Here is a 13,726-nt window from a genome sequence, read left to right as displayed (position 1 = left end):
GTATCCACCTGCAATCTTCCTTAGGATCAGTTCCACAGTAATCCTGGTGTTTTTGATGACTGGCTTTCCAAGCATTACCTTGGGGTTTGATGTTATTCTTTCCTGATAATTCATGCCTTTTTTCCCTAAGTTCTATTGTTTTTACTGAAATGGCAAGTCCCATTTAAAAAACGTTGACTTAACTGATTTATTTATCAGTGTTAATCAGCAAAATCAGCGTCATCAGCGTTCCATAAAAAGATCAAATTAAAGGTATTTTAACCATCTATTTATTAAATCACTCATCCTTCAATATCTTAGCAGGATTGACCAACGCAGTTTTAATAGCCTGCGAACTGACGGTCAAAAAGGCGATAAGCAAAGCCAACACTGACGTCCAAAGGAAAATTTTCCAATCAATGGAGATTCTATAATCAAAGGTTTCCAGCCAGGAATCCATAAGATACCTTGTTACAGGCACGCCCAACAATACTGCAATCAAGACCAATTTGGTAAATTCGGAAGATATCAACCTGACCAATCCGGGGATGGATGCCCCTAGAACTTTCCTGACCGAAATTTCTTTTCTTCGTTGCTCAGCTATGAAAGTGGCCAATCCAAAAAGCCCCATGCAGGAAATGAGTATTGCCAAGACGGTAAACAATCCTGTCAACTCCGCAGTCCGCTTCTGGGATTCAAACTTTCGGGAATGGACTTGGTCCACAAAATTGTAGTCAAAGGGAGCTCCCGGATTGAACTTCGCGAATACCGAAGCAACATTTCCCATCATCTCAGAATAATTTTCTCCGGGATTAAAACGGACATGGATAAAACTCAGATTTCGTTTGGGCCCGAAAACCAAAATCGGTAAGACCTCATCAAAAGGCGATCGCATTATAAAATCCTTTACCACCCCGACGACAGTAAAACTCAGGTCATCATCCTGTATCACCTGTCCCAAAGGATCCTCAAACCCCATTCTCTTGGCTGCTGTTTCATTGATCAAAACCGAACTGCTATCATTTGGAAAAGTATATATATCGATATCCCTTCCAGCAATGAGTTCAAATCCGGCAGTTTCGACCAAGTTTGCATCTGTTCCCATCCGGTACATTGTTGGTCTGTAACTATCATCTTTGCCCTTCCAATTCATCATATTGTTATCACTGTGTAGCTCGGTGATGGGGGAAAAAGTGTAGCTGACTGAGTTTACTTCATTCAAAGCCAATAATTCATTACGGAATGCCACCATATTTTCCCGCATTGTTCCGGAAGCCTGGTGGTAAATCAGGTTTTCCTTATCCAATCCCAAATCCCTGTTTTGGACATGGTTCATCTGATCCCGGATTATCCATGCACTTGAAATCAAAATTGCAACTACAGCAAATTGGAAAACCACCAATGCCTCTCGGGGATTGACCCAATATTTCTTGGCATCCAACTTCCATTTGAATACCACAGTCGGCTTGAAGGAACTCATCAAAAAAGCCGGATAGCTTCCTGCCAATATTCCGATAAGTATGATGTAGGCCAAAGAAACCATCCAAAACATAGGTTGGGTAAATGGACTTTGAAGTTCTTTCCCAATAAAATTGCTGAAGTATGGCAAAGCTGTTCCAACAATTGTCAAAGCAAATCCATAAGCAAACAAGGCGATTAAAACAGATTCGACCAAAAACTGCCAAACCAACATTCCCCTATCTGCACCTGAAATCTTACGAACACCAACTTCTTTAGCCCTGTTTTCACTTTGGGCAGTACTCAGGTTGATGAAATTGATACAAGCCAACAACAAAACAATAATCGCCACTCCCCCAAATAAGCGTATCAATGTGATCCGTCCTCCTACCGATACCCCGTTTTCAAATTTGGAATATAGATGAAGGTGAGACATGGGAAACAAAAAGTCGCTAACGCTTTTGTCTTCCGTGTTCATGGCGGTAAATCCCGCAAATTTTTCATTGAAATCATTTAAGTCTGCACTTTTATGGAGCATCGCAAAAGTCCTGTAAGAATTATTTCCCCAATAAGAATCTGCCCAACCCATTGACTCCAATTTTTTGAAAGGCAAAAAAACAGTATAATCAAAATTTGTGTTTTGGGGTAAATCTTGGACAATTGCCATGACTTGAAAATCAAGTTGGTTTTCAATGACAACTGTTTTACCAATGGGATCCTCCTCACCAAAAAGTTTTTCTGCTACAGATTTTGTTAGGATAATACCGTCCGGAACAGACAATGCAGCTTCCGTGTCCCCCGAGAGGACTTCAAAAGTAAATAGCTTAAAGAATCCTGAATCCACAAAAGTGGTCTTTTCAAAGTAGCTATTTTCTCCTACTGTCAATAAATGTGGATCCCATTCCGTTAATCTTGTTGTTTCTTCCACTTCTGGAAATCCCTCCTTCATCGCAGGGCCATATGGAGCGGGAGTATAATCCCAACTCATCACCTCCCCTTCGATCGTGGTGCTTCGCCAAACCGCATATACCCTGTCCGAATGGGCATAATACCTGTCTATAGACATCTCAAACTGAATCCAGATCAGGATCAACACTGAAGCTGCAATCCCAATTCCCAGCCCTCCTATATTGATAAAGGCTAATCCCTTGCTTCGAAGGATATTTCTCCAGGCGATTTTTAGGTAGTTTTTCCACATGGTTTTTGGAATTTAAAGATTGGAAGATTGGAAGATTATTTTCTATTGATAGCTTGAAATTCAGACTATTATCAACTTTTAGATATTATTAGAAATGGAATTACCCATTCTTAATTCATCAATATTGAATTAAGGTTTTTGTTCAACCCCGATGGGGTTGCATGTTTATAGAACATTCATTTTTCTATAAACATGCGACTCCAAAGGATTAGAAGGTTTCTAATTTAAATTGCATTTTTTCTGAATTCATAATTTCTTGGTTCTTGGCTCTTGGCTCTTGGTTCTTGGCTCTTGGCTCTTGGTTCTTGGCTCTTGGCTCTTGGTTCTTGGCTCTTGGCTCTTGGTTCTTGGCTCTTGGTTCTTGGCTCCCCGATACTCGGGGCAGGCTTTGATTCTTGATTCATAAATCACTCACTCCTAAGATTCTCCACCGGATTCATTAAAGCGGCTTTGATGCTTCTCGAAAAGATTGTTGCCAAGGCTATCAAGATGGTAATCAATCCTGCCAATGCAAAAATCCACCATTCGATATCTACATGGTAGGCAAAATTCTTTAGCCACAATTCCATAAAGTAGTATCCGGCAGGAAAGGAGATCAGCAATGCCAATCCTATCAATTTGATAAAATCTTTGGTAAGCATACCTACTATTTGACCGATGGTGGAACCAAGGACTTTGCGGATTCCAATTTCTTTCAAACGCTGTTCGGCAGTGAAAGTAACCAAACCAAATAATCCCAAGCAGGCGACAAATATGGTCATCCCGGCCAATACAGTCAGAAATGAACCCATTTTGGCTTCCTGTATGTATGTTTCATTGTACAACTCATCCAAAAATGCATAGTGGAAATCTTCTCCTGTATTGAAGCTTGCCCACATTTCTTCCATGTCAGAAAGGAGGCCATTCAGGTCATTGGAGTCAGTTTTTAGGATAAGGCTATAATATGGATTATAAATCATCATCAATGGTTTGATCGGTTCTCTGAGGGATCTTGCCACGAAATCTTTTACAACACCGATTACAATTACTTCTTCTTTTCCACCTTGAAGATCAGTCATTCTCTCCAGAGTTTTTCCAATGGGATCATTTGCAATTCCAAGTTCTTTGACCGCTGTTTCATTGAGGATAACATTGGATTTTTCGGTTCCAAATTCCAAAGAAAAGTTTCTTCCCATGATCAGTTCCATTCCCATAGTGGCAAGATATTCTTCATCTATTCCAAACTGGATTGTTCTGATTTGGCTGTCAGGTGAGTCTTTGCTTTTTATATTTTGACTACTGGTATCCGTCGGACCAGCAGGGATATAGGCAGATTTGGTGACGTGCCGGATGCGGGGATCTGATTTAAGTTTGTCCTTAAACACATCAAGTTGACTACCCAATAATCCTGCTTCTCTTAAAACAATAAGTTGGTCGCGCTGGTACCCATTGTCCCTATTTTGGATGTAATCCATTTGCTGCATGACGACTATTGTTCCGATGATCAGAATAACCGATACGGAAAATTGAAAAACCACAAGCCCACTTCGAAAAGCTCCCTTGGTGTTTGTGCTCATCTTCTTTTTCAAAGAATCCACCGGCTTGAACCCTGATAGAAAAAATGCAGGATATCCGCCAGCCATGACCGTAACTACCAATATCATTCCGAGCAGGACCGCCCAGATTTTTGGATTGAAAAGAACGCCCAATGATATCGCTTTATCGGTAAATTCATTGAAATAAGGCATTGTAAAGCTTGCCAGAACAATTCCAAATAGTGTCGCAAGACAGATGGAAACAAAGGACTCAGCCAAAAACTGAAACATGAGATGCCTCTTTTCTGATCCCATTACTTTCCTGACACCGATTTCCTTCATCCGCTTTGAAGCCCCTGCCGTGGATAAGTTCATGAAATTGATACATGCAACCACCAACATAAAAACGGCAATGATGCAATAGATGATTACAGTCTTCATATCACCACCCGCTTCGAACTGCCCTTGTCCTTTGAAAACTGAGCTCAGGTGGATCTCTGTCAAAGGCTGAAGATTGAGGTAAACAAAATTTCCGCTTTCAAAGAACTCCTCGAAATTCATACCCAGACCTTGGATCATCTGGCTCTCCATGTATTTTTGGACAATGGCCGGGACTTTCTCCTGTACCTGATCTGCTTTTGCCCCATCTGCAAGCAATAAATATGTGGAATAACTTCCGGATAACCAGCTCAGGTTATTGGAATGCGGGTTACCCAGCATAGAAGCAAAAATATCAAAATGGAAATGGGAAGCTGTTGGTATGTTTTCAATGACACCCGTGACAATGAAATCTCCCGCCAAACTTTGGTATCCACCATCATAATAACCGATGTCTTCCAGCTTGACCAATTGGTCAATTGGATCATTTCCTTCAAACAACAACTTTGCCTGATCTCTGGTCAACACAATGGAATTTGGCTTGGAAAGGGCAGTCTTGGGATCACCTTTGATAAATGGCAAATCAAAAATTTCAAAGAAATTGGGATCGACAAAGACAGTTGCTCCTTTTCGGATTACTTTTTCCCCAATCCTAATTTTAGTATTTTGATGATGGTTACTGATCCGGGTGGCGGACTCCACTTCAGGAATTTCATCCACAAAAGCTTCCGCTACAGGAGCCATGACACTTGCTTCGTTGAGGAATTCCTTACCCATCTTTGCCTGCAAATTCACCCTATAGATCCGGTCTGCATTTGCATGAAACCTGTCATAACTCAATTCATCCATCACAAATAAACTGATCACCAGGCAGGTACAGATTCCCAATGCAAGACCAAGAATATTGATGACGGAGATTAACTTATTTTTCTTAAGACTTCTCCAGGCGATGATAAAATGGTTTTTGAGCATGGGCAAGAAGAGGTTTTAATTGGTTGTGGCTTTATGGTTCCGCTGATCTTATCGATGCGAGTTTTGTGCCAATGAAAAAATGTTATTCTAGTCATTGGAGCAAGTTGTTTTCACCATAGACAGGAATTTGCGGACAAAAATGTCCGTGAACGGGCAAAGTTGAAAAATCACCTCCTGATCACTTTGGCGGAACCTGTTGATGAAATATTCCTATTTCCTGGGTTACCTGAATAATATACATTTCCCGATCCGGTGGCCCTGACATTCAGGCTTTCCACATCACCGAGTTGGGTTTGGCCGGAACCAGTCTTTGTGATGATTGCTTCTTCCATTGAAACTTCCTCGCCCTTGAAGTCACCTGAACCTGTCTGGGATAAGGAAAATTCGCCTACTGATCCTCCTGATACCGCAATGTATCCCGAACCGGTGATGCTTGCTGATAAGTTATCTGCAGAAACATTCCTCAAAATGATTTTTCCTGAACCGGTATTTCCCAGAGATAGAGAACCGGTTCTGATGTCAGATTCCATTTTGATATTACCAGAACCTGTACTTTTGAGTCCCTCGACTTCTCTTACCGTCACATAGACAGTTAATCCCAGATTTCGGTAATTGCCTTTTTCCAGTGAAATTTTTAAGGTATTGTTGTTCACTTCGGTAATGACCTTATCTAGGGAAATGTTGGAAGACTCCAATCGTACCTCGTCTTTATCACCAGTCTGAACGATCACATCCCAACTACCGCCGGAGTGGATTTTGGTGAAACTTCCAGGGTTACGCGTTTCGGTTCCCTGTGCCAACACGGTGACTGCAATATAGAAAAGGGATAAGGAAAGGATGATGGGTTTTAAATTGTTCATGGCCGGAAAGTAAAATTGGAGTTTAATATAATATTGGTTCATGCTGATAATTCCACAGATTGTGCCAATGGGAAAAAGAGGTTCAAATCCTTAAATTTGACCATTCAATAAGAATTCGATGTCCGTCAGGGTGCTGATATTGTTCGCTATCGGGCAAATTGAGGGAGAAGGTTGGAAGGATGAAGGATAAAGGATGAGGGATCGACAGGAGTGCGTCATTGCGAGTAATTAACATTTTTGGAAATGTTTGGAAATGGGAATGACATTAAGTGACCCGCTAAGCAGCCGTCATCCTGAGGCACGAAGGATCTCCCGAGGTCCTATTTATGTTTATTATACATTTTCTGATCCTCGAGAGATGTTTCCTACGTCAGCATGACGGTGCTCCGAATTCTGCCATTGGTAGGCACGAGGGATCTCCAGCGGTACAACTAGATATTTGAATTACTGGGAAAAAAATTTTAACGATTTTGGATAAAATCAACCTTTTCCACATTGGTCACAAAGGTTCCCCTACTAAAAAAAATCCAAACCATCACAACACTTCCATAAGCCTAACCGTCCTAAAGAAGAATCTAAACCATGAAGTATGAATTTTAAACCCACATTCAACCTATTGCTGATTTTCACCCTTATCCTTTTTGGAAGCTGTAATGAAAATGCTGAACCCACTATTTTGTCCCAAGAATTAGTAGGTACTTATTCAGGAACTTTCCAGAGGTTTTCCGGAGAAACAGCCGGCGAAATCGCTTTGGTGGAATTGAATTTTGAGAATGGAAATTGGGAAGGAACATCCAGCATACAAAAATATCCGGCTTTGTGCAATGGCACTTACAAAATAGAAAATCAAGAAATCACCTTTACCAATGCCTGCTTTTGGACGGCAGAATTTGATTGGACACTGATTTTATCAGGGACCTTCGTGATTGAACAAAACTCAAACACTTTGAAAATTGAAAGAATCCTTGGCACAGGCGAAAATCAGATCAGGGATGTATATGTTTTTTCAATTGCTCCATAATAAAGAAAAAAACTCAGACCAAGAACCAAACCGATAAGGTTGATAAAGGTGAAAAGCCTCCTTTTAGAAAGACTTTTTTATTCAAATCGGAACGAAAATAATTCTAAAAATAAGAGGCTTCAAGTTTCTTAGACTTACTGATATTTGAAATAAATATAATGTACAATTACACGTGGGTCAGCAAAAACTCAGCATCAATATTCAGTTTTTCATGAGCTGCCTTTAAAAAAGAGACATCAGGCTCCCATTTTCCACTCAATATCTGAGAAAGTTTAGGTGCACCAATGCCCATTACTTCAGCTAGGTTTGCTTGGGAAAGCCCAAGCTCAGCCATTTTATATTCTATAGCCTGCCTCAAGGTATTTGGTTTAATAGGCATCAGTTTCAATGTATTGTCTTCGTAGGCTTCGGCAAGTTCAGAAAGGGTGGACAACAACATTGCTTCCTCTTTTGCCAATTCATGGAAGCCACCTATAGCAGTTGCTTTTTCCAGAAGCGACTCTATTGTTTTCATTACTGCCTTATATTCCTTTTCTGTGCGTATTTTAGTTAACATTTCGAATCAACTTAGATGGTTGAACAATCAATTTTGTCATTCAAAGCCTCTATGGCATCTGCATGATTTCTGCCAAATTCTATGAGCTTCGTCTTGGATATAACTACCATCAGTTTATATTAATTTCAAAATTAGAAATTAAATTTCATTTTTTAAAATTAAATTTTAACCTAAATATTCAGCGGAATTTGATTGGACCTTGATATTATCCGGGACTTACGTGATTGAACAAAGCCAAAACACCTTGAAGTTTGAAAGTATACTTGGAACAGGCGAAAATCAGATCCGTGATGTATATGTTTTTTCGATTGCTCCATAATTAGGAAAAGAACTCAGAACAAAGACCAATCCAGAAAGGTTGATAGACCTTGTTAGCTACTTTTTACTTTAATTATATCCAAGTAATTAACGGAATAAAGCCATGAAATACCAGATAAATCGAAGCAATTATATTCAGGTAAGAAAGTACTGAGAGGGGATAGTAAATTAGCTTGTTAATTTTTAGCTTACTTGATTTGTAAATTTTTATACCCGATATACCAGCAGCAATTACAAAAAGAACAGATAATACCAGCAGGCTAATAGAAACAAATGTGGGTTTGGAAAATAGCATATCGGCATTTTCAATACTAAAAAACTGAGAGTATAGGATTAGTACGATAAATAAACTTGTGAGAGTAGATAGCAAACTGATACGTAAAGCTTCTTTATATTTTTTTCTGTTAATCAAGTATAAAAAGCTTAATATAGGAAAGCTTAAAAGCCCAATAATTAAAAGGGCAAACCATAGTCCAAGAAAGATAAACTGACTAAATACCTGAATACTTGAAATAGGTTTCAATACTGATGTTTCTGTATATAGCACCTTACCGGCTATGGGATCATCAGCCTCAACAAGACCTATTTTATTGGTCGTTCCTAAAGTGAATTGTGTCGGAGAAACAGGATAATAAATTGTTTTTGACCCTGGTCCAATCCAAGATCTGCTTAAATATTTCTCATGAACCTCAATCTTGTCAATGTTAATGAAAATATCCTGATAAAACCGGTTTTGACTCCTTGGGTTTATTGACAAATAATAACCCTCCTTGATCATTACTTGATCATTATAATCAGACTTTTTCTGTTTGGAATCAGAAAGTATAGCTAGTTCAAAATCGCGGATTACAGTCATCATTTGTCGCATAGCTTGTGTGTTATTCGCATTCAATAATATTATATGACCTATGCCCTGATCTGGTAAGTAGGCTAGCTGCGAAAGTCCACCATCTATAGCACCATCATGGCCATGATAAGTAAGCCCTTTATAGACACTCGTGAAGTTGCCAAGCCCGTAACCAAATTCTAAACCTGCTTGTGCTCCAGGAGTACTTTTCGATACTTCCATTCTTTCAATAGACGCTTTTTTATACAGATCAGTAGTATCTATGCTACCACGATTTAATAACATTTTTAGCAATTGAGCCATATCTTTTGGTGATGAATTTAGTGCAGCAGCAGGGCGATAAAGCTCATTCTTGTAATCAACACTTTCCATGGCCCAGTTATAGGTTTCAGCACCCCAATGCTGATATATTGAGTCATTAAAAAAGGTAGTATGCTCCATTTGCAATGGTTCTAAAATGTTTTCAGAAACATATTTTTCATAAGATATTCCACTCACTTTTTCAACGATATAGGCTGCAACAGCGTACCCTGAATTACAATAAGACATCCTCGATCCAGGTACCCATCTTGATTTTCTTGAATGCGGATGAAAACCCAAGGCATCTTTTAAAGCAATAGGTGGTTTTTGATTATGTACTCTCTCTATTAAATGAATCTCATCCCAGCCAGTTGTATGCTCCAGCAGATGCACTATCCGAACAGGGTCTGTTTCCTCCCAAGGATTCTCAAACTTGACTTCGGGTACTATAACTTTAATTTCGTCCTCAAGTTTTAAATCTCCCCTTTCTTGAAGTTGAAGGATAGCAAGTGCTACGAACATTTTGGATAAGGAAGCAGTCCTGAAAATTGTATTTTCAGATACTGATTTATTTTCACTGACCTGACTGTTTCCGATTCCAATAATCCAATCGGGCTGATCTTTACGAATCAATGCTATTCCAGCACAAAGTCCTTTGTAATTGTTTACTACAAGTTTAAGGTCATGTTGTAATTGATTAAATTTGGAATCCTGAACAGAATCTAATGGGGAAATGTGGTAGCTAAAACCGGTTAAAGAAAGAAAAAAAATAAGGAATATCGAAAGGAATATCTTATTGAACTGGTTCATCTTTGAAACGCATTTTGAATACTCCATATTGTGGCCAACGATTAGCTACGCACTGTCTGCTTAACCTGTCAAATATTTTTTAGGAATCGGATTCAAGTACACTTTGCACATAACTAAGCCAATTGGGCTTAGCATCTGTTACCACACCTTCATTTCACTTTCTTTTTGCCTTTTCGATGAGTTCACCGTTTTCATAAATGTTAAGTGTTGTGACAGTTGAACCCTTCTTAACAAATTCGTAAACAACATTTTCGTAGTTGAAGTAGAATGTATTTTCTGATTCTGGGAAAAGTTCTGAATTCCATTCTGGTTTGCCATTTGTAATGTCAGTAGCTCTCAATAGTTTACCTTCTCTAACTATGTTGACAATTCGGTCAGGGAGAACATAATCACCCACATATTGATTTAAAGTTTCATAGGATAATTCAATCTCAGCTAGTGGTTGGTGATGGTAACTTATGATTCTTGTAAGTTTCCAATCATTGTTTATCAGCTTCCATAAGGCGGTCATTTTGCCCGAACTCACCACTTTTTCTGTTCCATCATTAATTTGCAAATAGAAAACATGGTCACAAAACTCCAATGCTCCGTAGTTATCCATAGGATACACTTTAAGAGTTCCATCAATCAATTCTCTTCTTAATGTTTGTCTGACACGTTGTTCTTCTCCGCAAAAAATAACCATACCCTTCATTTCATCATCCTTTGAAGCGGTAAATCCTCCATTATCATGGAAGAATTCAAAGTCATCTGATAAAAATGATGCATACTTCTCCAGGTCACATTCAATCTGAGCAGAAAAATACAGACTATCCATCTTCATTATTGCATTATACAGTTCACTGGAATGTTGTGAAATGCCCGTTATTGATAAACTTGTCAGTATGATGATGAGTAAAATTGACCGAAATGTTGTCTTCATAATGTTGGCTTTAACATTTAAAATACCAGCATGAAATATGAAGGTTTCCATCTTGGCAGTCATGTGGGTTAACGGTTCGCGCATTTGGCTTGTTACGGCTTCCGAGGAGAAATTCTTTCTTTCTATACTAATCTCTTTTAGAAGTCAAAGCTCGAATTTACGATAATCCTACCATAAGCTATATGCACTATTGCTACTGTTTTCTATTATTTTATCTTCACTATAATTTCCTTTACTCCATTTTCAGGAGGTCCAAATCTTATTTTCGCTGTTGCTCCTTTCATAAATTCTATTTGTTCTAGCAAAGGTCGAACGGTTTTGAAAAGAGCCTCTGCATTTGGTCCATACATGTATAAAAACCCATCGCTATAGTCTAAGGCTATCTCGTGTCCGTCATATTCCCCAACTCCTTCTGGGTCGATCAATATATTTATTTCTTTTTCAAGTCGATGCAATGGTTCTAGGCCATCCATACCATAAAGAAAGTGAATGATCACAGCATGTTTTGGAACTTTATCTTTCGAGTCGGATTTTTTCTTTCCAAAAAATTTATCAATTATTCCGAATCGTCTTTTTTTAAATAGTTCAACGTTTGCTTTCCCCAATAATAGAATAAAGCACAACATACTCTCATGCTTTCCCCAATATTGTGGAATTAACCTCAAACTCAAACTTACCCTTTTCCTACCAAACAAAAAATCCCTTGTTCAGGGTATTTTTACCAAAAATCAGAAGTAATAAAATTTTCAGATATAGACGACAAATCCACAATTTTAGCCAAGTTTGTTTTTTTGGATGGAAATGCAACGCACATATCTTTTATCTAAAAAGCTGACTGTCCGCTTACCGATTAATTTGACCCAATGTCAAAAGGCTTATAGGACATCCAATTCACCTCCAATTCATAGGGGTGCAAAGGTTTTTCTTTAGAAAGAGGATTTGTTTCTACTGACCAATCTTTGGTATGCCAAAAGTTCATCCGGTAACGGGTACGGTGTTGGGGTATTCCCTTGGTAGTTCCCTGATAATCCCACAACACTATTTTTTCACCATTTGTGGGATGAACCATCCACCACAGGATTCGATCAGGATACCAATCAAAACCATAGGTGTAAAATCCGGCTGAAGCATCAAAACCCGGAATAGCCTCAATCGTTTCCGGCTGATTTTGCATGCCAGTTAAAAGGGTTCTTTCACCACTGTGGCCTTCTCTGTAGCTCGTGTTATAGATAATGCCTTCTGCCAAGTTGATGGTCCTGCCCACTCTTCTCAGTTCTCCACGATGGCCGGTCCAAGTGCCTACATAAATGACCGTTGGATCGGCAAGGAGCCATTCAAAATCAATCTCACTCAGACCGGGTATGCTATCTACATGATAGGTAAAATAGCCTACAACCGCTCCCACATTGGGCTGAACATCTCTTGCATCCGGAACTTTCAGCCGGGCAGCATAAGTACCAAAATGGGTGAAGTCCTTGGAGATAATTTCCGGTCCCCGCCCTGCCCCGGCACTATCCAAGGGATCTATCTTAAAGGATAGAATTTTAGTCCCCGCCTCTATGGAAGAATTCACACCGAGTTTGTATTTAAAATCCGATTTGTTTCCGGTAGAGCCATACCTGAAAAATTGAGAGGTGGAGTCAGAAAAATCCTCAATAAATGAACTATGAAAATCTTGGGTCTGGGATATTGAAATGAAAGGAATAAGGAATAAGATTGCGGATAGAATGGGATGTTGCATAACGGAAAACAGGTAAGGTGAGAAGTAAATTTACAAAAAAGAAGCAACAGCTATAGGTTCCACTACCAATCTCTGGGAAATATCCATTCCGGGGTTTTGGTTTTGGTTGAAGTCGCCTTCATTAAACTACATTTGAAATGTATATCACTTTAACTATCTTTAACCATCTAATATTAATCCAGTAAGTTGGCAAAAACTGGATTTAATAAGGACAGTTAATTGATTTCTCTGGCTTTGATCAAGTGGTTAAGTATTTAATTTTTATAATTGTATAAATGTAATTTTGCTTAAAAATGAATACCAAAACAAAAATACCGATTTACTATGTTGATGAAAAAAACGATATGGAGATGTTGGTTGAACAGGCGGTAAACTCAACTTTTGAGGAAAACATCTTCAGGTATTTTCAGGTGTTGGCGTTCAATTACGCTCTTGGGGGGATTGATATATATAATCAACCCATGGAAAGGAAAATTTACTACATAGAAGATGAACCAAAATATTAGCTTACCGGAAAATTTCCGATCAATCATTGAAGTTTTTAACAAACATAAGGTTGAATATCTTTTGATAGGTGGGTTTGCAATGGGTGCATATGGACACGTAAGGAGTACTGGGGATTTGGATATTTTTATACATGCGACAAAAGAAAATGCAACACGCACCATACAAGCTTGTATTGAATTTGGAATAGACAAGGAAGACCTAAAAGAAGAGATGTTTTTGGTTGAAAAAATGATAGGAATAGGAATGCCACCTTTACGAATTGAAATCCTGAAAAAACTGGATACGGTGGATTTTAAATATGCCTACCAAAGGGCTGAAATAAAAACAATTGATGGTATGCGTATT

The 13,726-nt window shown here is 38.8% G+C and carries 12 protein-coding genes; 3 read left to right on the top strand and 9 right to left on the bottom strand.

The window, feature by feature from the left end; all coding sequences use genetic code 11:
• The 4 genes from ACEW8O_RS01750 to ACEW8O_RS01735 all read right to left on the bottom strand — a co-directional run.
• The coding region (locus tag ACEW8O_RS01750; protein WP_373492903.1) for a DUF433 domain-containing protein at positions 1-114 on the bottom strand (114 nt) is incomplete at its 3' end.
• A 163-nt stretch (positions 115-277) separates the two neighbouring features.
• A complete protein-coding gene (locus ACEW8O_RS01745) occupies positions 278-2,635 on the bottom strand; it encodes an ABC transporter permease (protein WP_373492902.1) in 2,358 nt (785 codons plus the stop codon).
• A 407-nt stretch (positions 2,636-3,042) separates the two neighbouring features.
• Complete coding sequence (locus ACEW8O_RS01740) at positions 3,043-5,499, bottom strand: ABC transporter permease (RefSeq protein ID WP_373492901.1); 2,457 nt, start codon at positions 5,497-5,499, stop codon at positions 3,043-3,045.
• Between the two features lie 167 nt (positions 5,500-5,666).
• Positions 5,667-6,359, bottom strand: a complete 693-nt coding sequence (locus tag ACEW8O_RS01735; protein WP_373492900.1) for a head GIN domain-containing protein — start codon at positions 6,357-6,359, stop codon at positions 5,667-5,669.
• A 589-nt stretch (positions 6,360-6,948) separates the two neighbouring features.
• Here ACEW8O_RS01735 and ACEW8O_RS01730 point away from each other — a divergent pair.
• On the top strand, positions 6,949-7,380 hold the full coding sequence (locus ACEW8O_RS01730) for a hypothetical protein (RefSeq protein WP_373492899.1): 432 nt from the start codon (positions 6,949-6,951) through the stop codon (positions 7,378-7,380).
• Between the two features lie 166 nt (positions 7,381-7,546).
• Here ACEW8O_RS01730 and ACEW8O_RS01725 read toward each other — a convergent pair whose 3' ends face one another.
• From ACEW8O_RS01725 to ACEW8O_RS01705, 5 genes are all read right to left on the bottom strand, one after another.
• Entirely contained in the window at positions 7,547-7,936 is a 390-nt protein-coding gene (locus ACEW8O_RS01725) for a type II toxin-antitoxin system HigA family antitoxin (RefSeq protein ID WP_373492898.1), read from the bottom strand.
• A 391-nt stretch (positions 7,937-8,327) separates the two neighbouring features.
• On the bottom strand, positions 8,328-10,211 hold the full coding sequence (locus tag ACEW8O_RS01720) for a serine hydrolase domain-containing protein (RefSeq protein WP_373492897.1): 1,884 nt from the start codon (positions 10,209-10,211) through the stop codon (positions 8,328-8,330).
• Between the two features lie 154 nt (positions 10,212-10,365).
• Complete coding sequence (locus ACEW8O_RS01715; protein ID WP_373492896.1) at positions 10,366-11,196, bottom strand: nuclear transport factor 2 family protein; 831 nt, start codon at positions 11,194-11,196, stop codon at positions 10,366-10,368.
• 143 nt (positions 11,197-11,339) lie between these two features.
• Positions 11,340-11,759, bottom strand: coding sequence for a hypothetical protein (locus ACEW8O_RS01710; RefSeq protein ID WP_373492895.1), 420 nt, complete (start codon positions 11,757-11,759; stop codon positions 11,340-11,342).
• A 224-nt stretch (positions 11,760-11,983) separates the two neighbouring features.
• A complete protein-coding gene (locus tag ACEW8O_RS01705) occupies positions 11,984-12,874 on the bottom strand; it encodes a glycoside hydrolase family 16 protein (RefSeq protein ID WP_373492894.1) in 891 nt (296 codons plus the stop codon).
• Positions 12,875-13,167: 293 nt separating this feature from the next.
• Here ACEW8O_RS01705 and ACEW8O_RS01700 point away from each other — a divergent pair, with 293 nt between their 5' ends.
• Both ACEW8O_RS01700 and ACEW8O_RS01695 read left to right on the top strand, forming a co-directional pair.
• Entirely contained in the window at positions 13,168-13,380 is a 213-nt protein-coding gene (locus ACEW8O_RS01700; RefSeq protein ID WP_373492893.1) for a hypothetical protein, read from the top strand.
• A partial coding sequence (locus ACEW8O_RS01695; RefSeq protein WP_373492892.1) for a hypothetical protein occupies positions 13,364-13,726 on the top strand: 363 nt, incomplete at its 3' end. The genes ACEW8O_RS01700 and ACEW8O_RS01695, both read left to right, overlap by 17 nt.

It is taken from the genome of Aquiflexum sp. (assembly GCF_041749095.1).
Classification (GTDB): Bacteria; Bacteroidota; Bacteroidia; order Cytophagales; family Cyclobacteriaceae; genus Aquiflexum.
This window is presented reverse-complemented; position numbering and strand designations above follow the sequence as displayed.